This window comes from Pantoea sp. SJZ147 (assembly GCF_007828605.1).
GTDB lineage: Bacteria > Pseudomonadota > Gammaproteobacteria > Enterobacterales > Enterobacteriaceae > Pantoea > Pantoea allii.
In genome coordinates, this window is the sequence record NZ_VIVB01000001.1 from 365200 (window position 1) to 390672 (window position 25473).

General features: G+C 53.8%; 27 protein-coding genes and 3 tRNA genes. 17 read left to right on the plus strand and 13 right to left on the minus strand.

Annotated features, from left to right (window positions below):
• The first annotated feature begins 63 nt into the window (after nucleotides 1-63).
• From FBY13_RS01720 to FBY13_RS01730, 3 genes are read left to right on the plus strand one after another with little or no spacing between them, the layout of a single operon-like run.
• Entirely contained in the window at nucleotides 64-306 is a 243-nt protein-coding gene (locus tag FBY13_RS01720) for a DUF1656 domain-containing protein (RefSeq protein ID WP_145393313.1), read from the plus strand.
• A gap of 5 nt (nucleotides 307-311) precedes the next feature.
• Nucleotides 312-1169: an HlyD family secretion protein gene (locus FBY13_RS01725; RefSeq protein ID WP_222430262.1), complete on the plus strand. Its 858-nt coding sequence runs from the start codon at nucleotides 312-314 to the stop codon at nucleotides 1167-1169.
• Nucleotides 1166-3166 (plus strand): FUSC family protein, encoded by a 2001-nt coding sequence (locus tag FBY13_RS01730; RefSeq protein WP_145393315.1) that lies wholly within the window; start codon nucleotides 1166-1168, stop codon nucleotides 3164-3166. Before FBY13_RS01725 ends, FBY13_RS01730 begins: the two co-directional genes overlap by 4 nt.
• Here the strand turns inward: FBY13_RS01730 and FBY13_RS01735 are convergent, their stop codons facing one another.
• From FBY13_RS01735 to FBY13_RS01750, 4 genes are all read right to left on the minus strand, one after another.
• Nucleotides 3167-3634, minus strand: coding sequence for a hypothetical protein (locus tag FBY13_RS01735; protein WP_063879405.1), 468 nt, complete (start codon nucleotides 3632-3634; stop codon nucleotides 3167-3169).
• A gap of 136 nt (nucleotides 3635-3770) precedes the next feature.
• Complete coding sequence (gene sodC, locus FBY13_RS01740) at nucleotides 3771-4289, minus strand: superoxide dismutase family protein (RefSeq protein ID WP_145393316.1); 519 nt, start codon at nucleotides 4287-4289, stop codon at nucleotides 3771-3773.
• Nucleotides 4290-4371: 82 nt separating this feature from the next.
• Nucleotides 4372-5268, minus strand: coding sequence for an aldo/keto reductase family oxidoreductase (locus tag FBY13_RS01745; RefSeq protein WP_145393317.1), 897 nt, complete (start codon nucleotides 5266-5268; stop codon nucleotides 4372-4374).
• A 62-nt stretch (nucleotides 5269-5330) separates the two neighbouring features.
• Nucleotides 5331-5570 (minus strand): DUF1289 domain-containing protein, encoded by a 240-nt coding sequence (locus FBY13_RS01750; protein WP_096012659.1) that lies wholly within the window; start codon nucleotides 5568-5570, stop codon nucleotides 5331-5333.
• 175 nt (nucleotides 5571-5745) lie between these two features.
• Here FBY13_RS01750 and FBY13_RS01755 point away from each other — a divergent pair, with 175 nt between their 5' ends.
• From FBY13_RS01755 to rnt, 4 genes are all read left to right on the plus strand, one after another.
• Nucleotides 5746-6348: a TetR/AcrR family transcriptional regulator gene (locus FBY13_RS01755; protein WP_145393318.1), complete on the plus strand. Its 603-nt coding sequence runs from the start codon at nucleotides 5746-5748 to the stop codon at nucleotides 6346-6348.
• A gap of 45 nt (nucleotides 6349-6393) precedes the next feature.
• Nucleotides 6394-7491 carry an alkene reductase gene (locus FBY13_RS01760; protein ID WP_063879401.1) on the plus strand — a complete coding sequence of 366 codons (1098 nt, stop codon included), beginning with the start codon at nucleotides 6394-6396 and terminating at the stop codon, nucleotides 7489-7491.
• 111 nt (nucleotides 7492-7602) lie between these two features.
• Nucleotides 7603-8010: a lactoylglutathione lyase gene (gene gloA / locus FBY13_RS01765; RefSeq protein WP_063879400.1), complete on the plus strand. Its 408-nt coding sequence runs from the start codon at nucleotides 7603-7605 to the stop codon at nucleotides 8008-8010.
• Between the two features lie 120 nt (nucleotides 8011-8130).
• On the plus strand, nucleotides 8131-8802 hold the full coding sequence (rnt, locus tag FBY13_RS01770; protein ID WP_096012656.1) for a ribonuclease T: 672 nt from the start codon (nucleotides 8131-8133) through the stop codon (nucleotides 8800-8802).
• A 42-nt stretch (nucleotides 8803-8844) separates the two neighbouring features.
• On the opposite strand, the gene FBY13_RS01775 is transcribed toward rnt, so the two are convergent.
• Nucleotides 8845-9180: a Grx4 family monothiol glutaredoxin gene (locus tag FBY13_RS01775; protein WP_172823923.1), complete on the minus strand. Its 336-nt coding sequence runs from the start codon at nucleotides 9178-9180 to the stop codon at nucleotides 8845-8847.
• A gap of 365 nt (nucleotides 9181-9545) precedes the next feature.
• Between FBY13_RS01775 and FBY13_RS01780 the strand changes: the two genes are divergently transcribed.
• The gene (locus FBY13_RS01780) at nucleotides 9546-10367 is read left to right on the plus strand and encodes a C40 family peptidase (protein ID WP_145393319.1); all 822 of its coding nucleotides are present in this window, start codon (nucleotides 9546-9548) and stop codon (nucleotides 10365-10367) included.
• 50 nt (nucleotides 10368-10417) lie between these two features.
• Here the strand turns inward: FBY13_RS01780 and FBY13_RS01785 are convergent, their stop codons facing one another.
• On the minus strand, nucleotides 10418-10507 hold the full coding sequence (locus tag FBY13_RS01785; protein ID WP_019105306.1) for a YnhF family membrane protein: 90 nt from the start codon (nucleotides 10505-10507) through the stop codon (nucleotides 10418-10420).
• A 280-nt stretch (nucleotides 10508-10787) separates the two neighbouring features.
• Between FBY13_RS01785 and purR the strand changes: the two genes are divergently transcribed.
• Nucleotides 10788-11813, plus strand: coding sequence for an HTH-type transcriptional repressor PurR (purR, locus tag FBY13_RS01790; protein WP_063881167.1), 1026 nt, complete (start codon nucleotides 10788-10790; stop codon nucleotides 11811-11813).
• Here the strand turns inward: purR and punR are convergent.
• Entirely contained in the window at nucleotides 11810-12715 is a 906-nt protein-coding gene (gene punR / locus FBY13_RS01795) for a DNA-binding transcriptional activator PunR (RefSeq protein ID WP_063879396.1), read from the minus strand. The two genes, purR and punR, sit on opposite strands and share 4 nt — an antisense overlap.
• A 107-nt stretch (nucleotides 12716-12822) precedes the next feature.
• On the opposite strand from punR, the gene punC reads away from it, so the two are divergent.
• Complete coding sequence (gene punC, locus FBY13_RS01800) at nucleotides 12823-14025, plus strand: purine nucleoside transporter PunC (protein ID WP_145393320.1); 1203 nt, start codon at nucleotides 12823-12825, stop codon at nucleotides 14023-14025.
• A 285-nt stretch (nucleotides 14026-14310) separates the two neighbouring features.
• Nucleotides 14311-15459, plus strand: a complete 1149-nt coding sequence (cfa, locus tag FBY13_RS01805) for a cyclopropane fatty acyl phospholipid synthase (RefSeq protein WP_145393321.1) — start codon at nucleotides 14311-14313, stop codon at nucleotides 15457-15459.
• 285 nt (nucleotides 15460-15744) lie between these two features.
• Here the strand turns inward: cfa and FBY13_RS01810 are convergent, their stop codons facing one another.
• Nucleotides 15745-16416, minus strand: coding sequence for a riboflavin synthase subunit alpha (locus FBY13_RS01810; RefSeq protein WP_145393322.1), 672 nt, complete (start codon nucleotides 16414-16416; stop codon nucleotides 15745-15747).
• A gap of 204 nt (nucleotides 16417-16620) precedes the next feature.
• Here FBY13_RS01810 and FBY13_RS01815 point away from each other — a divergent pair, with 204 nt between their 5' ends.
• The 6 genes from FBY13_RS01815 (at nucleotide 16621) to FBY13_RS01840 (ending at nucleotide 20691) form a co-directional block, all read left to right on the plus strand.
• Complete coding sequence (locus tag FBY13_RS01815) at nucleotides 16621-17994, plus strand: MATE family efflux transporter (protein WP_063879393.1); 1374 nt, start codon at nucleotides 16621-16623, stop codon at nucleotides 17992-17994.
• Between the two features lie 153 nt (nucleotides 17995-18147).
• A tRNA-Val gene (locus FBY13_RS01820) sits at nucleotides 18148-18224 on the plus strand.
• A gap of 3 nt (nucleotides 18225-18227) precedes the next feature.
• Nucleotides 18228-18304: transfer RNA gene (locus FBY13_RS01825), tRNA-Val, on the plus strand.
• A 10-nt stretch (nucleotides 18305-18314) separates the two neighbouring features.
• Nucleotides 18315-18391, plus strand: a tRNA-Val gene (locus FBY13_RS01830).
• A 344-nt stretch (nucleotides 18392-18735) separates the two neighbouring features.
• On the plus strand, nucleotides 18736-20148 hold the full coding sequence (gene pykF / locus FBY13_RS01835; RefSeq protein ID WP_063879392.1) for a pyruvate kinase PykF: 1413 nt from the start codon (nucleotides 18736-18738) through the stop codon (nucleotides 20146-20148).
• A 306-nt stretch (nucleotides 20149-20454) separates the two neighbouring features.
• The gene (locus tag FBY13_RS01840) at nucleotides 20455-20691 is read left to right on the plus strand and encodes a major outer membrane lipoprotein (protein WP_006118977.1); all 237 of its coding nucleotides are present in this window, start codon (nucleotides 20455-20457) and stop codon (nucleotides 20689-20691) included.
• A 93-nt stretch (nucleotides 20692-20784) separates the two neighbouring features.
• On the opposite strand, the gene FBY13_RS01845 is transcribed toward FBY13_RS01840, so the two are convergent.
• Genes FBY13_RS01845 through sufC form a run of 5 tightly spaced genes read right to left on the minus strand, consistent with a single transcriptional unit; the run spans nucleotide 20785 to nucleotide 25462 of the window.
• Nucleotides 20785-21747, minus strand: a complete 963-nt coding sequence (locus FBY13_RS01845; RefSeq protein ID WP_145393323.1) for a L,D-transpeptidase family protein — start codon at nucleotides 21745-21747, stop codon at nucleotides 20785-20787.
• 55 nt (nucleotides 21748-21802) lie between these two features.
• Entirely contained in the window at nucleotides 21803-22219 is a 417-nt protein-coding gene (sufE, locus tag FBY13_RS01850; protein ID WP_063879390.1) for a cysteine desulfuration protein SufE, read from the minus strand.
• Nucleotides 22220-22240: 21 nt separating this feature from the next.
• On the minus strand, nucleotides 22241-23464 hold the full coding sequence (sufS, locus tag FBY13_RS01855) for a cysteine desulfurase SufS (protein WP_063881165.1): 1224 nt from the start codon (nucleotides 23462-23464) through the stop codon (nucleotides 22241-22243).
• Complete coding sequence (gene sufD / locus FBY13_RS01860) at nucleotides 23464-24741, minus strand: Fe-S cluster assembly protein SufD (RefSeq protein ID WP_145393324.1); 1278 nt, start codon at nucleotides 24739-24741, stop codon at nucleotides 23464-23466. Before sufD ends, sufS begins: the two co-directional genes overlap by 1 nt.
• On the minus strand, nucleotides 24716-25462 hold the full coding sequence (sufC, locus tag FBY13_RS01865) for a Fe-S cluster assembly ATPase SufC (protein ID WP_063879388.1): 747 nt from the start codon (nucleotides 25460-25462) through the stop codon (nucleotides 24716-24718). The genes sufD and sufC overlap by 26 nt, the downstream gene beginning before the upstream one ends.
• Between the last annotated feature and the right edge of the window lie 11 nt (nucleotides 25463-25473).

The following is a 25473-nucleotide window of genomic DNA, read 5'->3' on the forward strand; positions in this document are numbered from 1 at the left end:
TAACTAAGTGAACAGTTTCGGCTGAAAATATTTCACCATCCGGTTCCAGGATGCACCACCATAATGGATATCATCAACCACGGATTTCTTACTGTTCACCCGCTCACGGAACTGATTTTCGGGGCGTCACTTTACTTCCCTCCCCTGTTTAAAGCGGTGCTGGCCGGTTTTTTTCTCTGGTTGCTGCTTCACCCAGTGCTGCGCGGCTGGCTCGCCTCCGGCGAAGTCTGGCATCCCACACTGTTTGATCTCTCCCTGTTCGTGCTGTGCGTAACTGGCTCACTCTGGCTGATGGATCACGGATGAAAAAGATGACATTTTCCGGATTAAAATACTTCTCTACGCTGATTGTTTTCACCATTGCGTTGCTCAGCGCCTGGTGGGCCTGGAATTACTACATGCAGTCACCCTGGACACGGGATGGAAAAGTCCGTGCCGAATTGGTGGATATCACACCACAGATATCAGGGCGCATCGTTGCGCTAAAGGTGGCGGATAACCAGTTTGTCCATCAGGGAGACACCTTATTCACACTGGACCCGGTGCCGTGGCAGATCGAACTGAACAAAGCCGATGCGCAACTCAGCCAGGCAAAAGCCGACTTCGCCAAAGCCCAACATGAATTCAGCAGACGAAGTAAACTGCCGCGCAATACGATTTCTGGCGAAGATCTGGATGTGGCTCGCCTGAATGCGGATGCGGCGCTGGCCAGCGTGAAAGCCGCGCAGGCACAGCGGGATCAGGCGCAGTGGAATGTGCAGCAAACCATCGTTACTGCCCCCACTGACGGTTGGATAAGTAATCTGACCCTGCGACCCGGTAACTACGCCAGCGCGGGCACGCCGCTCTTTGCCCTTGTCGACAGCCATTCTTATTATGTCGTGGGCTACTTTGAAGAGACCAAGTTGCGCCATATTCATCCCGGCGCCGCTGCCCAGGTGGTACTGTACAGCAGTGGTATGCAGTTGCCCGGCCAGGTCGAAAGCGTGGGGCGGGCTATTTACGATCAAAGCCTGGAGGCGGATAACGGTTTACTGCCGGATATCAAACCTAACGTGCCCTGGGTGCGCCTGGCGCAGCGTGTCCCTGTTCGCATTCGCCTCACCGCACTTCCCGATCACGCGCGTTTAATCGCTGGCACGACCTGCACGATTACGATACAGCCATGAATCTCAATGGACTGGCCTGGGGAAACCTGCCCTGGGTGAAGGCGGATCGCAATCAATGGCGCTATGCCCTTCGTAATGCCAGCGCGATGTGTCTTGCCCTGAGCATTGCCTATGGCCTGAATCTGGATGAGCCTTACTGGGCCATGACCTCGGCAGCCGTTGTCAGCTTTCCGACCATCGGCGGTGTGATCAGTAAAAGTCTGGGCCGCATTGTGGGCAGTGTGTTGGGTGCGACGGCTGCCCTGTTGATTGCGGGCCATACGTTGAATGAGCCCTGGCTGTTCGCCTTTTACATTGCCGGCTGGCTGGCGCTGTGTACCTGGGTGGCAAACCACTACCAGAATAACGTGGCGTACGGTTTTTCGCTGGCAGGTTATACCGCGGCGATTATTGCCTTCGGCTGCGTCAATCTCACCGATATCGCCAGCCTGTGGGACATCGCGCAGGCTCGGGTGTGCGAAGTGATTTCCGGGCTGCTGTGCGCGGGCTTTATGATGATGCTCTTGCCCAGCACTTCTGACGGCGATGCGTTAATCAACGCGCTAAAACAGATGCACACTCGCCTGTTGGAGCACGCCACGCTGCTGCTGCAGGACACCCGCAATGACGGGATACGCACGGCACATGAAGCGGTGATTGGGCAGATCCTCACCATGAATTTATTACGCATTCAGGCCTTCTGGAGTCATTACCGCTTTCGCCGCCAAAATAACGTGCTGAATTACATCCTCCATCAACAGCTACGGTTGACCAGCGTACTGTCCAGCCTGCGTCGTATGCTGCTGAACTGGCCCGACGCGCCTGAGACGGTGTTTGTGGCGTTAGAGAGCCTCACACGTGAGCTGGCGAAACCAGACTGTAATAAGTACCGCCTGGCAGCACTGCTCCGCACCATTACGCCAGCCGGTGACGGCGACTATCGGCAGCGCGCTTTTTGTCAGCGGCTGCGCTATTTCTGCTGGATGTATCTCAACGTATTACGCTGGATACGGTTGCTGGAGCACGCCGATGGGGAGAGGCGCTTTCAGCCACCCGCCGTGTCGGCGCTCGCCAGTGAAAGCGACAGTGCGGAAGCGGGCTGGAGTGCACTGCGCACCTTTACTGTGGTGGTTGCGGGCTGCGCATTCTGGATGACGACGCAATGGTCCTCTGGCGCGTCGGCATTGACCTTTACGGCAATTGCCTGTGTGCTTTACGCCTCGGCGCCCTCGCCCACGGGCAGCATCACATTATTACTGAAAACGCTGCTGTGGCTGTTTGCGTTTAGCTTTGTTTTTAAATTCGGTCTTATGGTGCAGTTTGATCAGCTGTGGCAGCTGCTGGCGATCTTATTTCCGCTGCTGTTGACTCTGCAACTGTTTCGGGTGCAACAGAAACAGCGGGCCGCCATGTGGGGCCAGTTTATTGTTTTCCTGGGATCGTTTCTGGCCGTCACCAACCCACCCGACTGGGATTACCAAACGTTTTTTGACGGTAATATCGCCAAAGTATGTGGCGTGCTGCTGGCCTGGCTGGCGTTTCAGATACTTCGGCCCAGTTCAGACAGCCGCCGTAGCCGACGGCATATTCAGTCTTTACGTATGGCGTTTCTGGATCAGCTTCGTCCCCGACCTCACCTGAGCGAAAACCGCTTCGAGTCACTGATCTATCATAAGATTGGTCAACTCAGCAGCAGTCGGGATGAAACGGCGCGCGTCTGGTTACTGCGCTGGGGCGTGGTCCTGCTCAACTGTTCACATCTCGTCTGGCAACTGCGCGACTGGCAAACCGGGTCATCGAGACTGAATGCCTGCCGCGTGCGCGCGATGCAGGATCTGCAGCACGTGATGAGCCTCCGCGGTGTGCAGCACCTGCAACTGGATGCGGCGCTGGACGCGCTACAGACGATGATCGAGGAAACTCTGCGGGAAAATACCCGCGAAGCCGGCACGCTTGCGGGATTGCTGTGGCGATTACGCTGTTCGCTGGATCAACTGAAGCAGGCGATTCCCGACTGATTACTGGCAATACTGCTGATGCTGCCGGTTAAAATCATCCTGCAGCTGCTGCACGGTTTTTTGTCCTTCAAACCGGGTTTTATCCGCCTCTGATACGGGCTCAATAACCAGTGCTTTTTCGTCAGGAGAGAAAATAAAGCGCCGCGAAATAAAGGTGCCGGTAAAGCTTTTCCCGGTGATCCCCCCACAAATCATCACCGCATTATGATGATAGATAGTGGTATCCGTGAAATTGGTCTCAGTGGCGCTACGCAGAACATTCTGGCAATGCGCGTCTTGAAGTTTTTGCATCACATCCCGACTCAACCGCTCACGCCCTCTCGCGATGTGTTCACACCGAATGCGCGCAGGATTGGTATCAATGGTGCGCTGAAGTTCACGGCCGGTTTCGGTGACCAACTGCGTATCATTCGGTTTATCGCATCCTGCCAGCAGCAAGCACAGTAACCATGCGCCCTTCCATTTCATCTGTCCTGCTCCTCAGGTTGTCAGGCTTTATGACGGGAATCAGTATCATAGGGGGGAATAAGGCGATGATGCTACAACAAATGTTCAACAAGCGAAAAGCATTGCTGGCGGCCACCTGCGCCGCCAGACTGGCCCGTCAGATAACGCCACAGGCAAACCGGGCACCGCCGCCGCCAAGCGGTTTCGGATGATCTGCATGATTATCGCCACCGACATGGATCATCAGCGCTTTGCCTTTCACCTCACTGAGGGTTTTGATGCGTGGTGCCAGCACGGGGTAGCTTGCCTTGCCCTGCTCATCGACATAGAGAGCAGGCAGATCGCCCAAATGCCCTTCACCGTAAGGCCCGAGGTGTTTACCGGTATTTTCCGGGTCCAGATGGCCCCCCGCAGCCCCTGCGGCTACCGTTTTCCCCTCTGACTCACCGGGTTCACAGCTGCCTTTGGCATGAACATGGAAGCCGTGAATGCCCGGTTTGAGCCCTGTCAGCATGGGCGTAAACGTTAAACCATACTTCGTTTCTTCGATCTTCACCGTCCCCACGGATTTGCCGATCCCCTGCGGCGACACGTCATGAATCGTCACCTCTTCACTCGCGGCCTGAGCTGCGCCGCAGGTTAACAGCGTTAATAACGCGATGGCTTTACCTTTCATTGTGGCTCCTTTCTGCTTTGGGTTTCAGCTTAAGCCTGGCCCCGTCCTGCAAAGATTGCCGCAAATTGACGAATGTTTACGCTCAGGGTACGTCATAGCCCAGGGCAGCTTTACGGATGCGGAACCACTGCTGGCGACTGAGCGACAGATCGGCGGCGCCTGCCGCTTCGGTGACGCGATGTGCCTTGCCCGATCCAATAATAGGTAAAGGTTTACTCGGTAAGCGCATAACCCACGCATACACCACCTGTTCCAGGCTGGATGCGCCTGTCTCCTCGCGGATTTGCGCCAGTTCGTCGCGCAAAGGCTGGAAATGGGGATCGCTAAACAGACGGCCGCCGCCCAGACATGACCAGGCCATCGGGCGCAGGCGATGCTGCTGGCAGTGGTCCAGCGATCCATCCAGCAGGACGTTTTGCTGAACGGGGGAAATTTCAAGTTGGTTAGTCACCAGGCTAAAGGGCAGCCGCGACTGTAACAGCGCGAACTGTGCAGGCGTAAAATTGGATACACCGAAGTGCAGTACCTTGCCGGCCTGGCGCAGTTGCTGAAATGCCTCAGCGACCTCGTCGGCGTCCATGAGCGGATCGGGGCGATGAATCAGTAACAGATCGATATGGTCGGTGTTGAAATAGCGAAGTGAACGTTCGGCGCTGGCAAGAATGTGCGCGGTGTCCGTCACGTAATGACCAATCTGATGTTCTGGTTTAGCCCGGGTTGCAATGCCGCATTTGGTGACGATTTGCAGCTGATGGCGCAAAGCCGGCGCGCATTTTAACGCTTCGCCAAACGCCGCCTCACAGCGGTAGTCACCATAAATATCGGCATGATCGACCGTGGAAATCCCCAGTGAAAGATGGTGTTCAATAAATCCCACCAGCTGCTGAGGCGTCATGCCCCACTCCATCAGACGCCAATAGCCCATAATGAGCGGTGAAAAGTCGGGTCCCTGCGGAGCAATGGCTTGCGGTTGTAACATGGTGTTCTCCCTGTGGCACAAAAAGCGGCTGGTTAGGGAGTATAACGGAAATCGCGCAGGGGTCAGAACAAGGTAGGTTGCTGCGGTTCCTGAGGCTCGTCTTTATGCTGTTGACGCAGCAGGCGCAGGCGGCGCTGATGGCAGAGACGCAGCACCTCGCGCTTTTGGCTGTCGGTGTAGCGCATCCAGTTAAAACGCTCATCACGGCTGCGCAGGCACCCCACACAGTAGCCGCGTGTATCTGTCTGACAAATACTCCGGCATGGACTGGGCACCGGAAAAAACTCTAGCTGCTCTGCCACGACTGCTCCCACTCAAACGTTAATCCTTCTATTGAAGACAGACTGATGCATTTGTGCAAGAAATAATCACCGCACGCGCCATTTATTCACTTCCCGTCCGTGATGATTTAGCACTCTGTGCCTGCGACGCGATTAAGATTTGCATTAGACCGATTGGTCTACCAGGATAAAGCCCATGAATAAGATGCCACAACGTAATGAGACACGGGAACACTTGCTGGCTACAGGCGAATCGCTTTGCCTGCAGCGCGGGTTTACCGCCATGGGCCTGAACCAGTTGCTGACTCAGGCGGCTATCCCGAAGGGATCGTTTTATTACTATTTCCAGTCTAAAGAAGCCTTTGGCGTCGCCCTGCTGGAGCGCTACTTTATCCGCTACCTGCATGAGGTTGAGCAGCAACTGTCTCACCCCGTGGGTAAGGTCAGTGAACGATTGCTGGGCCATTTCAGGCATGCGCTTGAAGTCTTTGAACAACAGGGGCATATCGTCGGTTGTCTGAGTGTAAAACTGTCAGCCGAAGTGTGTGACCTGTCTGAGCCCATGCGCATGGCCCTGCAGCAAGGTGCCAGTCATGTTATTGCCGCGTATGCGCGTGCGCTCAAACTGGCACAGCAGGATGAAGGATTGCAATTGCCTCATCCACCCGAGCAACTGGCTGAACTGCTCTATGTGTTGTGGCTCGGCGCCAGTTTGCAGAGCAAGCTTTCCCGTAAAGCACAGCCCATGAGGCTTGCATTTATTACCCTCGAACAGTGGCTGAAAAATCCGCTGGTATAAAAAACCACAGTTTGTAGACGACCGGTCTACTTGAAAGGAGTTGTTATGGCGAGTACGCAGTTGTTTCGTCCGTTAAAAGTGGGCGCAATTACCGTTCCTAACCGTGTATTTATGGCACCACTGACGCGCTTACGCAGCATTGAGCCAGGAGATATCCCTACTCCGCTGATGGCTGAATACTACCGTCAACGCGCAGGTGCTGGCTTAATTATTACCGAAGCAACACAGATCTCTTTCCAGGCCAAAGGCTATGCGGGCGCACCAGGCTTGCACACGCAGCAGCAAATCGCCGCGTGGAAAGCCATCAATGAAGGTATCCATCAGGCAGGCGGACACAGTGCCGTGCAGCTGTGGCACACCGGCCGTATTTCGCATAACAGCGTGCAGCCAGAAGGCAAAGCACCGGTTGCCCCTTCGGCGATTCCGGCAGGCACCCGTACCTCACTGCGTGCTGAAGACGGCAGCGTTTATCGTGAAGATACGTCAACCCCGCGCGAACTGAGCATCAGCGAAATTCAGCAGATCGTGGCCGATTTCGGTCAGGCTGCCGCCAATGCCCGCGAAGCGGACTTTGACATGCTGGAGCTGCACTCAGCCCATGGCTATCTGATGCACCAGTTCCTGTCTCCGTCATCTAATCTGCGCACCGATGAATACGGCGGCAGCGTTGAAAAACGCGGACGTTTTGCGCTGGAAGTGGTTGATGCCGCGATTGCCAACTGGTCAGCAGACCGCGTAGGTATCCGCGTCTCCCCTGTGGGCAGCTTCCAGAATCTGGATAACGGCCCGAACGAAGAAGAAGATGCGCTGTGGTATATCGCTGAGCTGGCTAAACGCAACATCGCTTATCTGCACATGTCAGAACCTGACTGGGCAGGTGGTACACCTTACAGCGATGCGTTCCGTCAGAAAGTGCGTGACACCTTCCCTGGCGTGATCATTGGCGCAGGCGCTTATACTGTCGAAAAAGCCGATGACCTTATCAGCCGTGGCTTGATCGATGCCGTTGCCTTTGGTCGTGACTATATTGCGAACCCGGATCTGGCGCAGCGGTTACAAAAAGATGCCCCGCTCAATCCACAACGTCCAGAGTCATTCTACGGCGGCGGCGCAGAAGGCTATACTGATTATCCTGCCCTGTAACATGCAGGCAGCCGTGAGAGGTTCTCACGGCTGCGGTTATTCTTTCGCGGTTATCGTCGCTATACTTAGTAGTTGTGTCATCCGGGAATGACGTTTTTAAAAGAGGAAGCTATGCGTTTACTTCACACCATGCTGCGCGTTGGCGATTTGCAACGCTCCATTGATTTCTACACTCGTGTGCTGGGCATGCGCCTGCTGCGTCAAAGCGAAAACGCTGAATATAAATATACCCTGGCGTTTGTTGGCTACACCGAAGAGAGCGAAGGTGCCGTCATTGAGCTGACCTATAACTGGGGCGTTGACAGCTATGACCTCGGCAATGCCTATGGCCATATTGCACTGGGCGTTGACGATGTTGCCGCCACCTGCGAGCGCATCCGTAAAGACGGCGGTAACGTCACGCGTGAAGCCGGCCCGGTTAAAGGCGGCACCACAGTGATTGCCTTCGTTGAAGATCCAGATGGTTATAAAATCGAACTGATCGAAAATAAACATGCTGGACACGGCCTCAGAAGTTAAGCCGTACAATATCAGCCCGCGCCACGCGGGCTGATTCTCGTTTCCCCTCTCTCTACCTGCTGCAGACGGTGCGCTTTTTTGGCATACTACGCGTTGCCCTTTTTCTGCAATGAGATCCTGATGTCTGAATCGTCTTCCCCCAACGCACTTAATCAACGCTTTCGTGGTTTCTATCCCGTGGTTATCGATGTGGAAACGGCGGGCTTTAATGCGCAAACCGATGCGCTGCTGGAAGTCGCCGCCATTACGCTGAAAATGGATGACGAGGGTTGGCTTCATCACGACCAGACACTGCATTTTCACGTTGAACCTTTTGTCGGCTCCCTGCTGCATCCGGAAGCGCTCGCCTTTACGGGCATTGATCCCAGCAATCCATTGCGGGGTGCGGTAAGTGAATACGATGCGCTGCACGCCATTTTTAAGATGGTGCGCAAAGGCATTAAAGACAACGATTGCAACCGCGCGATTATGGTGGCGCACAATGCGACTTTTGATCTTAATTTTATTAATGCCGCGGCCGAGCGTGCCAGCCTGAAACGTAACCCGTTTCACCCTTTTGCCACCTTTGATACCGCAGCGTTAAGCGGACTGGTGTTAGGTCAGACGGTACTGGCGAAAGCCTGTAAAGCAGCGGGAATGGAATTTGACAGCAGTCAGGCGCACTCTGCCCTTTATGATACGCAGCAGACGGCTACGCTGTTTTGCGAACTGGTAAACCGCTGGAAGCGTTTAGGTGGCTGGCCATTGGCCATCGCTGAAGAGGCAACGGAAGGGAAAGAGACGGCGGAGTAAAATCCAGTCAAAAGAAAAGGCCGACGATGTCGGCCTTTTTTGTTATTCCGCTTCTTTAAACTTCTCAGCGGTTTCTTTCACCAGCGGCTGCAGTTCGCCGCGCTGGAACATCTCAACAATAATGTCGCAGCCGCCGACCAGTTCACCATCCACCCACAACTGCGGAAAGGTTGGCCAGTTGGCAAATTTTGGCAGCTCTGCGCGAATATCCGGGTTCTGCAGAATATCCACGTAAGCGAAGCGCTCACCACAGGCAGACAGCGCCTGAACCGCCTGAGCAGAGAAACCGCAGCTTGGCAGTTTCGGCGAACCTTTCATGTACAGCAGGATCGGGTTTTCTGCGATCTGGCGCTGAATTTTTTCTACAGTACTCATTATTGCCTTCCTTAATTCGTCACTTCGTGTTTCTTTATTGTAGCGACTTCCCTCCAGGACTGAAAACGAGATTTTGTGCCGGCCAGGGGTAAATCGCCATGTTTGTTAAGTCTGCTGGAGGTTTACTCCCGGGACAAGAATGATAGCCGGAATGAACTCATTAATAATTTGCAATAATTTTGCTGACTTAAGCTACTGAAATTGCTTATTTATGCCTGATTTTTACCCAAGTCATTAATTAATAAAAAAAGGACTTACTGTTTTAAAAAAAACTGGACTAGAATGTCTTCGGCACTGATCCTTGATCAGATTTTTCTTACCCTTGTCAGACACCTGTTGGATCTGACAGCTTAACCAGTAAACGGACTATGCGTTCAATTATTACGCTTCTTATTCTGGCTTTTGCGCAACTGTTCTTTAATGTCGCCGCGGCATCACCGCAGGCGCCGGTTAAGGCCAGCTTGCATAAGGTAGAGAAAAAAAGTGCGCGCGAAGATGAGCGGCGCAAACGACGCACGGTTAAAGCCTCGGCGAAAAAGAGCCGTCCCTCTACAGTGCAAAAAGCCAGTAAAACACTTAAAACCAGTAAAAATGCCACTCACACGGTTCCCTCTCATAAAACCCTCACCAAAACAGCGAGTTCACGTAAGGCGCTAACGAAGAAAGTCGCGGCCAACGCCACCAGTAAAAAACGTTACGGTCATCAGCGCGCGGTGAAAGTGGCCAGTGCCGATAGCAAAGAGACCGGCACCATCAAAATGAGCAATGCACACCGCCAGCGTTATCAAAAAGCGCGTGAAACCGCGATGGCGAAGCTGATGGGCCAACTGGGTAAGCGCTATCAGTGGGGCGGTAAATCACCCCATACCGGTTTTGATTGCAGCGGCCTGGTCTGGTACGCATACAAAGATGTCGTGAAGTTTAAAATCCCTCGTACCGCTAACGAAATGTATCATCTGCGTGATGCTGCGCCGGTGAATCGTGAAGCGCTGGAGAAAGGCGATCTGGTGTTCTTCCGCATTAATGGACGAGGCACCGCCGATCACGTTGGGGTTTACCTGGGCAACGGTAAATTTATTCAGTCACCGCGTACCGGTAAAGATATTCAAATCAGTGCGTTAAGCGAAGATTATTGGCAGCGCCACTACATTGGTGCGCGTCGGGTTATGACGCCAAAAACCGTTCGCTAAACGTCATTATTTAAAAAGCCGGGAAAGGGAAACCTTCCCGGCTTTTTTTATTAGTTCAGAATAGCGGTAAAGCTAAACGCGATAATCATCAACAGTGCTGCTGCCGTTGTCATTAATGACAGTTTCAAATCGGTACTCATCACAACTCCTTAGCCATGCGTTTTGTAGGGTTAAGGGATTTTCCCATACGCGCGGGTAAAAATCTCGTTTTATCCGTGCAGCCTTGTTAGAATCCCCCCTTTGTTGCGCAACAGCGCGCAACATCGGTTGCACCAGCACTTTTTTCAGACGTTATTTCCTGCCCCGATATCCCATTACCGGCCAGAAAAACGCTTTTTTTGCAGAAATAACCGTCCGCTGACGCAAACGTTTAACAACATGCTTATCAACATGTTAGGTAAGCCCGGGAGTTTGATTTTCATGGCAACAATTAAAGATGTGGCGAAACGCGCAGGTGTATCCACCACAACCGTTTCTCACGTGATTAATAAAACCCGCTTTGTTGCGGAAAATACTCGCGAAGCAGTATGGGAAGCGATTCGGGAATTACATTATTCGCCAAGCGCCGTGGCACGCAGCCTGAAGGTGAATCACACCAAAACGCTGGGCTTGTTAGCGACGTCCAGCGAAGCGCCCTACTTCGCCGAAATTATTGAAGCCGTTGAGAATCACTGCTTTGAAAAAGGCTATACCCTGATTCTGGGTAACGCGCATAACGACCTGCAAAAACAGCGCGCCTATCTGTCGATGATGGCGCAAAAACGCGTTGATGGGCTGCTGGTGATGTGTTCAGAGTATCCGGATGATTTGCTGCAAATGCTGGAAGCCAACCGCAATATTCCTATGGTGGTCATGGACTGGGGCGAATCACGTGCCGACTTTACCGATACCGTACTGGATAACGCTTTTCAGGGCGGCTACCTGGCCGGTCGCTATTTGATTGAGCGCGGGCATCGTGACATTGGCGCGATTCCGGGGCAGATGGAGCGTAATACCGGCGGCGGTCGTCATGCGGGTTTCCTTAAGGCGCTGGAAGAAGCTGGTATTCAGCCCCGTTCAGAATGGATTGTGCAGGGTGACTTTGAACCAGAATCCGGTTATCAGGCTATGCAGCAAATCCTGTCGCAAAAACAACGGCCCAGTGCCGTCTTCTGCGGAGGCGATATTATGGCCATGGGCGCTATCTGTGCGGCAGATGAAATGGGCCTGCGCGTTCCCCAGGATATTTCGGTGATTGGTTACGACAACGTGCGCAATGCGCGCTACTTCACGCCCGCACTGACAACCGTACATCAGCCCAAAGCGCAGTTAGGCGAGAAAGCGCTGGAGATGCTGCTGGACCGCATCACCAGCAAGCGCGAAGAGTCACAAACTATCGAAGTCCACCCGACGCTGATTGAGCGACGCTCTGTGGGCTATGGCCCTTACCGCGATTACCGCCGTTAATCCTCGCTTAACCACTCCTGATTTAGCGTTTGCGCATCACCCAGGTAATTGAGAAGCCAGCCCAATGCCGGTGATGCGCGATCTTCCGCCCAGCTGACGCAGCAAGGGCTTTCAGGAAAAGCCTGAGGCAAGGCAAGTTCGCTCACCTCGCCGCTATCCAGCAGCGGACGGGCTAAATGCCCGGGCACCATCGCCACGCAGAGTCCGGCACGGACGCAGTCCAGCCCGGTCTGCCATTCAGGCACCACCAGCCGACGTTGATTATCCAGCGCCCAGGTCATGCGGCGCGGTAAAGCACGCGAGGTGTCTTCCAGCACCAGCGACGGCCAGTTGCGCAACGCATCATCATCCAGTCTGCTCACCTGAGTTAACGGATGCTGTCGCGCGACAATACAGCGCCAGTTCAGGGTGCCCATATCGCGAAACGCAAACCGACCGCCTACCGGAATAGCCTGCGTTGCCCCTATCGCCACATCGACCCGTCCGTCTGCCAACGCATCCCAGACACCGTTAAATACTTCATAACTGATGTGCAGCTCCATATCGGGAAAGTGGCGATAGAAATCCCTGACAAATTGCCGGGTCCGCTGCGGTTTGACAATACAGTCCACGGCTATGCCTATCTGACCACGCCAGCCATTGGCTAACTGCTGACACTGTCGCCGGGTGGCATCCATTTTTTTGATGACGCTGCGCCCTTCGCGCACAAAATGTTCCCCCGCAGGGGTTAAAACCACCTCACGATGCTGACGTTCAAACAGCGGCACGGCCAGCCAGGTTTCAAGCTGACGGACGGTATAGCTGATAGCAGAAGGCACACGGTGCAACTCCTGTGCGGCGGCACTGAAACTGCCACCGCGCGCGACGGCATCGACCACTTCAAGCGCATATTCAGACCACATATTCTGCCTTCAAATTTTTTAACAGCAACAGGCAAATTTTACCGTTTCACAGCATGAAGTACAGCTTTTACACTCCCCCGCGTTTATCCTGCAAAAAAGAGAATCAGATGTCAGCTTCAAAAGGATTCATTCCCTATCTTGCCGTGCTCAGTATGCTGGGCTTTCTGGCGACCGACATGTATCTGCCTGCCTTCGGGGCTATGCAGCAAAGTTTCAACACCTCAGCGGGTATGATCAGCGCCAGCATGAGCCTGTTTCTGGCGGGTTTTGCCTGCGGTCAACTGGTATGGGGCCCGCTGTCTGACCGTATTGGGCGTAAGCCGGTATTGCTTGCCGGTCTGAGCTTGTTTGCCCTGGGTTGCGCAGGGATGCTGTGGGTGGAGGATGTGGTGCTGATGCTGGTGCTGCGCTTTATCCAGGCCATTGGCGTGTGCGCGGCCGCCGTCAGTTGGCAGGCACTGGTGGTCGATCGCTATCCTCCGTCCCGTGCCAATAAAGTCTTTGCCACCATTATGCCGCTGGTCGCGTTGTCTCCTGCGTTGGCCCCTTTGCTGGGTGCCTGGCTGATTGGCCATTTTCACTGGCGTTCGATTTTCGTTGTGCTGACCTTTATCGCGGCAGCCCTGATTATAATTACGCTGCGCCTGCCTTCGGTGCAAAAAACAAGCCGTGCAACACCCTCACAGCCCGGGTTTATCACGCTGCTACGTTCACGCGTCTATAGCGGCAACGTGCTGATCTATTCTGCCTGTTCCGCCAGTTTTTTTGCCTGGCTGACCGGATCGCCGTTTATCCTGGCGGATATTGGCCTGTCGCCCGCCGATATTGGCTTAAGTTACATCCCGCAGACGATTGCCTTTTTAATCGGTGGTTTTGGCTGCCGCGCACTGCTTAACCGTTTTAACGGCGCTCAGCTACTGCCGTGGCTGCTGCTCGTCTACAGCCTGAGCGTGCTGGCGCTGTTCGCCGTCGCACTCTCAGGCAGCGTTTCGCTGGCCGCTTTGCTGGTGCCGTTTTGCGGCATGGCACTGGCTAATGGCGCGATTTATCCCATCGTGGTGTCCAGTGCCCTTCTCCCGTTCCCGCATGCCACTGGCAAAGCCGCCGCCCTGCAAAACACATTGCAGCTTGGCCTGTGTTTTGTCGCCAGCCTGGCCGTATCGGCGGGACTGAGCCACGCGCTGTTGACCACCACGCTCATTATGGCGATAACGATTATACTGGCGCTGATGGGCTATCAGTTCCAGCGTCGCGTCTGCGCACAAACTGATATTGCCTCCGCAGCGCATCCCTGCCAGGATAATCACTGAGGCAACGACTTTCTGTCGTCGCAGTGATCAACACGTGATGGGCCCGCCAGCGCCTCCTGTGCCGGGCCCTGACTCGCAGTATCATCATAATAAAATAGTGAATCGCAGCGTCGTTGCTGTGACGGTGTCGGTGTGGGCAATGCCCTCTGCGGACATCGGCTTGATGTCATTTCTCTGTACTCTTTTGTTGTCTGGCGCAAGGCGTCATCTGTGACTTTTCTCATAACCCTGAGAAACGGCTCCTGCTCTTCCTCAGGTTCTGACAGTTCTGGTGATGGAGTGGCTATGAGTTCATCATGTTTAGCAGAAGTGGATATTGAACGAAACCATTGGTACCGCATCGTTCATGAGTTACTGCAAAAAGCAGATATCGACATTAACGGTTCTCGTCCGTGGGATATTCAGGTTAAACATCCCGATTTTTTCAAACGCGTCCTGCAAAAAGGCTCTCTCGGGCTGGGCGAGAGTTATATGGATGGCTGGTGGGAGTGCGAACGGCTGGATATGTTTTTTCATCGGGCGCTGAAACATAAACTGGATGAACAACTCCCCCATCACATCCAGGATATCGCCCGCATTGCGCTGGCGCGTCTGATTAACCTGCAGTCAAAAAAACGTGCCTGGCAGGTGGGCAAAGCCCATTATGACCTTGGTAACGATCTTTTTACCGTGATGCTCGATCCCTACATGCAATATTCCTGCGGCTACTGGAAAGACGCCACCACGCTTGAAGCGGCGCAGGAAGCAAAACTGGATATGATTTGCCGCAAGCTGGCGTTGAAACCCGGTATGACGCTGCTGGATATTGGCTGTGGCTGGGGCGGTCTGGCGGCCTTTGCGGCGAAGAATTATGGCGTCAGCGTACAGGGCGTGACCATTTCTGCAGAGCAGCAAAAGCTGGCGCAACAGCGCTGTGAAGGGTTGGATGTTACCATCCTGCTGCAGGATTATCGGGATTTAAATCAACAGTTTGACCGCATCGTGTCGGTGGGCATGTTCGAACATGTCGGCCCGAAAAATTATCCCACCTATTTTGCAACGGTCGATCGCAACCTTAAACCTGACGGCATCTTCCTGCTGCACACGATTGGCGCGATCAAAACCGATATGCATGTTGACCCGTGGATCGGGAAGTATATTTTCCCTAACGGCTGCCTGCCTTCTTTGCGCCATATCGCCGACGTCAGCGAACCGCATTTTATCATGGAAGACTGGCATAACTTTGGCGTCGACTACGATACAACCCTGATGGCCTGGCATGAACGTTTCCAGCGTGCCTGGCCAGCGCTGGCTGAACGCTATGAAGAACGTTTCCGGCGGATGTTCTCGTATTACCTGAACGCCTGCGCGGGGGCGTTTCGCGCGCGCGAGATTCAGCTCTGGCAGATCGTGTTTAGTCGTGGCGTCGAGGGCGGATTGCGTGTTGCCCGCTAGGACCGATAAAGGCGGACTGCGGCGAACGCGGTGAGGTTGTTGCGGTGAAGTTGTGGGCAGGTGCCGCGAGCGGCCCGGTCATACCTGTTGATCGGTTTACCGGGTGCCTCGTCCATCGCGTTCAGGACGACGGCGACGACAAACCGCTGCCGGGCGGCGGTAAAGTTTCCGTCTCCCGGCACCGCCTTATGGTTGGCTCATCCATAAGTTAGCCGTCCCGAAAGACGGCTTTTGACAGTTCATCATCGGGTCACTGGCCGTATGTCGCAAACGGCTTAGCGGCTGCTATTCATCCCGTTCCTCGTCGGGCTGATCGGCCTGATCGGCCAGCGCCTTCACTGCGGCGTTTTCACGCTGCGCCAGAACACGTTCAACCGTATCGACTATCGCCTGGGTATGAGGATCGATTTCGATATTGACCCGGTCGCCGAAGGTTTTGGCACCCAGCGTTGTTCGCTCCAGTGTCTCGGGGATCAAATGAACGCAGAATTTGGTTTTCGTCACATCACCCACGGTCAGGCTGATGCCATCAATGCCCACAAATCCCTTGTGCAGGATGTACTTCATCTGCGCGGCATCCTGGATTTTAAACCAGATTTCACGGTTGTTTTCAGAACGGATAATTTTGCAGATTTCGGCCGTGGTCATGATATGACCGGACATCAGGTGTCCCCCGATTTCATCGCTAAATTTAGCCGCACGCTCGATATTCACCACATCGCCCTGACCCAGGTCGCCAAGATTGGTCACGCGCAATGTTTCTTTAATCAGATCAAAACTAACCCGATCGCCATTAATGTCGGTTACGGTCAGACAGCAGCCGTTATGGGCGACGGATGCGCCCAACGCTAAGCCCGGCAGCAGTTCGGCGGGAAGTCTCACAACGTGAGTACGGAACAGACCTTTATCTTCAATGGACACGATTTCTGCGGTGCCCTGCACAATACCGGTAAACATAGTCTTTGCCTCTGCGAAGTTTGTGTCAGTTTACCACAGCCCTGCTTAAGTGTTAGGTTTCAACAGCCTGAGTGACAGGCCACAAAGGATGAAACCGCATTGCGTGACAAAGATTGGAGAAATCAGTCGCGCCAGTTACACTAGGGCTTGCTTCCGCTGAAGCATTCCTCATTTCTTTATTAATCAGACAAGTCAGGTGTTTACGTGCAGAAGTATTTAACAGAAGCGCGTCAATTGCTGGCCCTCGCGATCCCCGTTATCCTGGCTCAGGTGGCGCAAACCGCGATGGGATTTGTAGATACCATTATGGCCGGCGCAGTCAGCGCCACGGATATGGCCGCCGTCGCTGTTGGCACGTCCATTTGGCTTCCCGCCATCCTGTTTGGTCATGGTGTTTTACTGGCATTGACGCCCACCATTGCGCAACTCAATGGTTCAGGTCGCCGCGAGCGAATCGCTGAACAGCTTCGTCAGGGCTTTTGGCTGGCGTTTTTCCTCTCGCTGCTCATCATGCTGGTGCTCTGGAACGCCGGGTATTTTATCCGCTCCATGCATGACATCGATCCGCTACTGGCGGAGAAAGCCGAAGGCTATCTGCATGCCCTGCTGTTTGGTGCGCCGGGTTACCTGTTTTTCCAGGTCATGCGTAACCAGTGCGAAGGGCTATCCAAAACCAAACCCGCTATGGTGCTGGGTTTTCTTGGGCTGATGCTGAATATCCCGCTGAACTATATCTTTATCTACGGTCACTTCGGCATGCCGGCACTGGGCGGCGTGGGCTGTGGCGTAGCAACCGCTTCGGTCTACTGGGCGATGTTTTTCTGTATGCGCTTTTGGGTACGGCGGATGCGCAGCATGCGGGACATCCGCGTGGAGAGCCGCTGGTCGGCACCCTCACGCGCTATCCTGCAACGTCTTACAGGGTTAGGTTTGCCGGTCGCCCTGGCGCTGTTTTTTGAAGTGACCCTGTTTGCTGTGGTGGCGCTGTTAGTATCGCCGCTGGGCATTGTTAATGTTGCCGGGCACCAGATTGCCCTGAACTTTAGCTCGCTGATGTTTGTTCTGCCGCTGTCGTTGGGCGTGGCCGCCACCATTCGCGTGGGTTATCGTCTGGGTCAGGGTTCGACAGAGCAGGCGCGCGTGGCGGCCTGGACCGCGCAAGGCGTCGGTGTCGGCATGGCGGTAATCACGGCGATCTTTACCGTGACGTTTCGCCATCAAATCGCCCTGCTTTACAACGACAATCCCGCCGTGGTGACGCTGGCTGCGCAACTCATGCTGCTGGCGGCCATTTATCAGATTTCAGATTCTATTCAGGTCATTGGCAGCGGGATTTTACGTGGCTATAAAGATACCCGTTCGATTTTCTTTATCACCTTTATTGCCTACTGGCTGCTGGGTCTGCCGTCGGGTTACATCCTGGCGTTGACCGACTGGGTTGTCCCGCGCATGGGGCCGGCGGGGTTCTGGTGCGGGTTTATCGTTGGCCTGACCTCGGCCGCCGTGATGATGCTGTGGCGGGTACGACGTTTACAGCAATTACCTGCGGCGTTGATCCTGACACGCGCGTCTCGCTAACTGACTGAACGGGCCGGAAAAGGCCCGTTACGTTCAAAAAAACGGCGCATCGTGCAGATGATGTTCATTCATTGGCAAATTTGTATTTTTCTCCTTGCCAGCCTCTTACGCTGCCGTTAATATTCGTCCCCGCTGTCGCCCTGACAGCATGTTGCGCTCTTAGCTCAGTTGGTTAGAGCACCACCTTGACATGGTGGGGGTCGATGGTTCGAGTCCATTAGAGCGCACCAAGTGCGTCCGTAGCTCAGTTGGTTAGAGCACCACCTTGACATGGTGGGGGTCGGTGGTTCGAGTCCACTCGGACGCACCAAATTTGATATGCGCTCTTAGCTCAGTTGGTTAGAGCACCACCTTGACATGGTGGGGGTCGATGGTTCGAGTCCATTAGAGCGCACCACTCTTTTACGTCCTTTCTTCTTTTGCGCAACAACCCCTTTCTTGATTTACATTACCTTTAGTGACTGTTTTTCGATTGGTTTTCGCATACTTAGTGATTATACTGGCGGCGTTGTTTACTTGAAAGGTTTCAGCGACTACGTGCTTATGACGATAACTAAGATTGTTTGCGCAACAACGTCACGGTGGTTAACCCGGCTAACCACGCAACTTCCCTGCACGCCTGGCCTTCGTCACCTATTCTTATCTTGTACCGCCCTTATCGCTTTCAACCAGAGTTCTCATTTCGGTGCGCTGTCATCGAAATCCTGTTTCTCATCCATCACAACTTACAGATAACCCGTCATGAAAAAGACTAAGATCGTTTGTACTATCGGCCCAAAAACCGAATCCGAAGAGATGCTGACCCAGCTGCTTGAAGCAGGCATGAACGTTATGCGTCTTAACTTCTCTCACGGTGACTATGCAGAACACGGCCAGCGTATTACTAACATGCGTGCCGTGACGAAAAAAACCGGTATTCCTGCAGCTATTCTGTTGGATACGAAAGGCCCGGAAATCCGTACCATGAAGCTGGAAGGTGGCAACGATGTGTCCCTGAAAGCCGGTCAAACCTTTACCTTTACTACCGACCAGAGCGTGATTGGTAACAGCGAGCGCGTTGCCGTTACCTACTCAGGTTTTGCCAACGATCTCAAAATCGGTAACACCGTGCTGGTCGATGATGGTCTGATCGGCATGCAGGTCACCGAAGTCACTGAGAACAGCGTCGTCTGTGAAGTCCTCAACAACGGCGATCTGGGCGAAAATAAAGGCGTTAACCTGCCTGGCGTTTCTATTCAGTTGCCTGCACTGGCGGAAAAAGACAAACGCGACCTGATTTTTGGTTGCGAGCAAGGCGTTGATTTTGTCGCGGCGTCGTTCATCCGTAAACGTTCAGACGTGCTGGAAATCCGTGAGCACCTGAAGCAGCACGGCGGCGAACACATTCAAATCATCTCTAAGATTGAAAACCAGGAAGGCCTGAATAACTTCGATGAAATCCTCGAAGCCTCTGACGGCATCATGGTTGCGCGTGGCGATCTGGGCGTGGAAATCCCGGTTGAAGAAGTGATCTTCGCGCAGAAGATGATGATCAAAAAATGTAATAAGGCCCGTAAAGTCGTGATCACCGCGACACAGATGTTGGATTCGATGATTAAGAACCCACGTCCAACCCGCGCTGAAGCCGGCGACGTGGCTAACGCCATCCTTGATGGTACTGATGCCGTTATGCTTTCCGGAGAGAGTGCTAAAGGTCGCTATCCGCTGGAATCGGTAACGATTATGGCCACTATCTGTGAACGCACCGATCGTGTGATGAAGCCGCGTATCGACGGTCAGAATGACAGCCGTAAGCTGCGCATTACTGAAGCTGTCTGCCGTGGTGCCGTTGAGACAGCGGAAAAACTGGAAGCGCCCCTGATTGTCGTCGCAACGGAAGGCGGTAAATCAGCCAAGGCCGTGCGTAAGTACTTCCCGAACGCAACCATCCTGGCATTGACGACTAATGCCACCACCGCCCGCCAGTTGATTCTGAGCAAAGGTATTGAGACACGTATGGTCAGCGAAATCGCCTCTACCGATGATTTCTATCATCTGGGTAAACAAGCGGCGCTGGAAAGCGGTTTCGCTCAGAAAGGTGATGTTGTGGTGCTGGTTTCCGGTGCGCTGGTCCCAAGCGGAACCACCAATACGGCGTCGGTGCACGTTCTGTAATAGCGCATTTAACGCCTCTTTTTTAAAAAGCGCCTTAAAAGGCGCTTTTTTATTGGCTAAACAATTGCGATTCTGGAAAACCTCAGCCTAAAGTCACAATAAAAATGCCCTTAAAATTAAGGTTAATCCGATTAAATCTCTCTGTTTTAGCTAAATTTTTTTACGTTCCTCTTCAATTCGCTGTTTCTTTGAGCGAACGATCATGTTTAAGCATGTTCTTATCAAAAAATTATTCTCAAGTTAAAAAGCTTTGTGTAATACTTGTAACGCTACATGGAGATTAACTCAATCTAGAGGGTATAAATAATGAATCGTACTAAACTGGTACTGGGCGCGGTAATTCTGGGTTCAACTCTGCTGGCTGGTTGCTCAAGCAACGCTAAAATCGACCAGCTGTCTTCAGACGTTCAGACTCTGAACGCTAAAGTTGACCAGCTGAGCAACGACGTGAACGCAGTGCGTTCTGACGTTCAGGCTGCTAAAGACGACGCAGCTCGCGCTAACCAGCGTCTGGACAACCAGGCTCACTCTTACCGTAAGTAAGAGTTCTGGTTTTAAAAATGGTGCCCTTGTGGCACCATTTTTTTTGCCTGCTATTCAGCGGTCAAGGCTCGCGCGCTCCCCTCTCCAGCCGTCTCAGGGCGACGATAAGACCGCAGCCTCATTCTGCACCGGCTCTCCCGCACTTACCAGTACAGGCATCCCTGAGCGACGCATCAGGGTGGCTTTGATCAATGCCCCGTCACTCTGCTCGCTTTTCATAAACGTCCTGAAGCCACCACTGAGCGCGATTGGCGCGGTTTGCGGATCATCTTTCTCACTGTGCGACAGCGGTTGATGCACCTCGACATAACGTTTACCATCGGGTTCAACGCTGTATTTCACTGGCTGATTGATAATTTGTACCCGCGTGCCAACTGGCACTGCATTATAGAGCGCCTCGATATCCTCAGTACGTAAGCGAATGCATCCTGAACTCACGCGCATACCGATACCAAAGTTCGCGTTGGTGCCGTGGATAAGGTACTGCCCCGTACCACGGGCCATACGCAGCGCATGCAGCCCCATAGGGTTATCCGGGCCAGCCGGGAACACGGCGGGCAGCGTGATGCCCTCTTTGGCGTAACGCTTGCGGATATTCGCCGTTGGCGTCCAGGTGGGATTGGGGATTTTCTGACTGATACTGGTCACCATGATGGGCGTCATTATCCCTAACTGGCCAATGCCAATGGGATACACGATGACTTTGTTTTCGCCTTTCGGATAGTAGTACAAACGCAGTTCGGCCATGTTAACCACGATGCCTTCGCGCGGCGTATCCGGCAAAATCATTTGTAGCGGAACGGTGAGTTGGGTGCCCGGCTTCGGTAACCAGGGATCGGTGCCGGGATTCGCTTCTAACATCCCCAGCAAGCCCACCTGGTAGCGCGCAGCAACGTCTTCCAGCGGGCGTTTGTTATCCGGCACCTGCGTCAGGACATTTTCACCTATCAGGCGACTGTCAGGTGGCGGTAACGGGTATTCCGTGGCAAAAACGGGTGCAGAGAGCCCAAAACAGGTCAGCAGCAATGCACCGGCTAAACACAAAGCAGGTTTCATGCGGTTTTCTCGTCAGATAGTAAAAAGACGCCGGATGGCGTCTTTGGAGTGTATCTTAGCTGAGGTTCTGAGCGGTATGGCGAATTGCCTTAATCATCGCTTCCAGCCCCTGCGAACGCGTTGGCGTAAGGTGCTGAACAAGGGCCAGTTCGCCGAACCAGTGGCGAACATCCAGTGCCACGATCTCAGCGGGTTGCAGATTTTGATAGAGACTAAATACGATAGCTATCAATCCCTTAACAATAGCTGCATCACTGTCACCTTCAAAGCCGATGGTGCCATCTGCCTGCGGCGTCATTTTGATCCACACCTGGCTCTGACAGCCGGTAATGGCATGTTCAGGCTGGTGCAGTGTTTCAGATGATTCCGGGAGTTTGGCACCCAACTCAATGATGTACAGATACTTCTCTTCCCAGTTGGCGCAACGATTGAAGTTGCGCACCAGTTTCTCTTTTTCTGGCAACGTCGCCATTAATCACTCCGTTTACTCTGCTCAACCGCCCAGCAGACGATGAATACGCGTCAACCCAGCCGCCAGGCGATCGACCTCTTCTTCACTGTTATAAAAGGTGAACGACGCGCGGCACATCGCCGGGACCTGATAGTGGCGCAGTAGCGGCATAGCACAATGATGTCCGGTACGAATCGCAATACCGTACTGATCAAGGAAGCTGCCGACGTCAAACGCGTGGTGTTTGCCAAGGTTAAAGGCAATCACGCCTGCGCGCTGCTGCGGACCGTATATCTGAATATCAGGCACGGATGAGAGTTTATCAAGGGCATAGTTCATCAGGGCCGTTTCGCGCTGATGGATGGTATCCAGACCCAGCGCCTGCACGTAGTCCAGCGCCGCACCCAGCCCGATGATTCCGCCGGTGTTTGGCGTACCGGCTTCAAAACGCCAGGGCGCGGTATTCCAGGTGGTGCCGGTGGGCAGCAGCACTTCACCAATCATCGATCCCCCGCCTTCCCAGGGTGGCATCGCATCCAGAAGGGCCTTACGACCATAAAGCACGCCAATACCATTTGGGCCATAGAGCTTATGGGCGGAGAAGACATAGAAGTCGCAGTCGATATCCTGCACGTCGACCTTGTCATGCATCACGGCCTGAGCGCCATCAATGAGCGTAACCAGACCAGCGGCCTTCGCCTGCGCAACGATAGCTTTAACCGGGTTTACGGTGCCCAGCACGTTTGAAACGTGCGTAACCGCCAGCAGCCGGGTCCGGCTGTCAATTAATCCAGCCAGTTGCGCCAGGGCCAGCTCACCGTTGTCAGTGAGCGGCAGTACCCGGATCTCTGCTCCACAGCGCTCTGCCACCATCTGCCAGGGCACGATATTCGCGTGGTGTTCCATCTGGGTGATGATCAGATTATCACCGGGCTGGAGCTGACTGCCGCCCCAGCTGTTCGCGACCAGGTTGATGCCTTCCGTCGTACCCTTTACAAAGACGATCTCTTCCGACGACGATGCATTGAGAAAACGTGCCGCCTGTTCGCGAACGTTTTCCATGTCGCTGGTCGCCTGCTGGCTGAGCGTATGGATACCACGGTGCACGGCCGCATAGCCGTGCTGGTAAAAATGACTTTCGGCATTGATGACCGACAAAGGGCGCTGTGCGCTGGCCGCGCTGTCAAGGTAGGCCAGCGGATGACCGTTGACCTCACGCTTCAGAACGGGGAAATCCGCCCTGATACGCTCGAGATCGAAGTGCATCATGAGTCGTCTCCTGGAAAGCGCTGCGCAATGCGCTGCAGCACAGCCTGTCGCAGCACCGGGTTTTCCAGCGTTTCGGTCAACTCGGCAGCAAAGGCATGAATGATCATGGTTTGCGCCGCGTCCTGATCAATACCGCGCGAGCGCAGATAGAACATCTGTTCGTCATCAATACGGCCCACGGTCGCGCCGTGGCTGCACTTCACATCATCCGCATAAATTTCCAGCTGCGGTTTGGTGTCGACTTCCGCCAGACGGCCTAATAACAGGTTGTTATTGGTCATCTGTCCGTCTGTTTTCAGTGCATGTTGAGCCACTTTGATGTGGCCGTTAAATACGGCACGCCCTTTATCACGCACGATGGTTTTGTGCATCTGACGACTCAGGCAGTGGCCTTTGTTGTGTTCAAGATAGGTGCGAGTATCCGCCACTTCCTGATTCACCGGCAGCACCAGGCTGTTCAGGGACAGCTGAGTATTTTCACCATTGAGCTGCGTACTGGTATTGTGACGGCTTAAGCCGGCACCCAGTAAGAAGCTGGTACTGGTGACTTGCGCATCACGATTAATGACGATGTCGTTATGGGCAAAGTGATAGCTTTTGGTGCTTTCAAAGGCCAGCTTGGTGTGCTTGAGCCTGGCATTGTCCGCGACGGCAAACGTAAAACGGGCACCGGTAAAATGCGCGCTGTCGTTCAGCGTCACAAAGTGCTCGATCACTTCAGCTTCAGCGCTCTCTTCCAGTTGCAGATGGTGACGATGATGCACGGTATTCATGCCATCGTCTTTGCCGCTGGTGATGTGCAGCAGATATAGCGGACGTGCTGCCGCCTTTCCGCGCGCCAGGCGAATACAGGTCACTTCTTCAGCCAGGCTTTCGGTCAGATGCAGGAAAATTTCTGGCTGAACAGCCGCAGGCAAATCACGACGTTCGGCCGCTACGCTGTGCTGAATCTCAAACAGTTCAGTATCACGCGTACTCAGCGCAGGCTGGAATTTACCGTCAACAAACACCAGACGGATCGCATCCAGCGCCAGGGCCAGTTCGTCAACCTGCGAGGCGCTGAGTTCATGCGCGTCGGGCAACACGAAGTGCTGCGCCAGCAGGCCATCCAGCGGGGTGTATTTCCAGTTTTCATGTTTGCGGGTGGGCAAACCCAAACGCATTAGCTGCTGCCAGTGTTGCTGAGCCTGCATTGAACGCATTTCACCGCGTGATTCAAACAGGTGGTGCCACTGTTGCAGCGCAGAATCACTCTTCGTCGGTAAGCCAGCCATAGCCCTGCTCCTCCAACTGTTTCACCAGCGAGAAGTCGCCAGATTTTATGATTTTGCCCTGATACAGCACGTGCACGAAGTCAGGCTTGATGTAATCCAGAATACGCTGGTAGTGCGTCACGATAATGAATGCACGCTTTTCGTTGCGCAGGCTGTTTACGCCGTTGGCCACGATTTTCAGGGCATCAATGTCCAGACCAGAGTCGGTTTCATCGAGAATGCACAGATCGGGTTCCAGTGCGGCCATCTGCAGGATATCGTTACGCTTTTTCTCACCACCGGAGAAGCCAACGTTAACGGAACGCGTCAGCAAATCTTCTGGCATCTGCAGCAGATCAATTTTTTCTTCAATGAAGTCCTGGAAATCAAAGCGATCCAGCTCGTCCTGCTGACGATATTTGCGCACCGCATTCACGGAGGTCTGCAGGAAAAACTGGTTGCTGACGCCGGGAATTTCAACCGGGTACTGGAAAGCCATAAAGATGCCTTCGCCTGCACGTTCCTCAGGTTCCAGCTCCAGCAGGTCTTTGCCCTTAAAGGTGACTGAACCGCCGGTCACTTCATAGTCTTCACGGCCGGCTAAGGTCGCAGACAGCGTACTTTTACCGGAACCGTTAGGTCCCATGATGGCGTGAACTTCACCGGGTTTAATCTCAAGGTTCAGACCACGTAAAATCGCTTTGTCTTCAACGCTAACCTGTAAATCTTTGATACTTAACATGCTTATTCCTT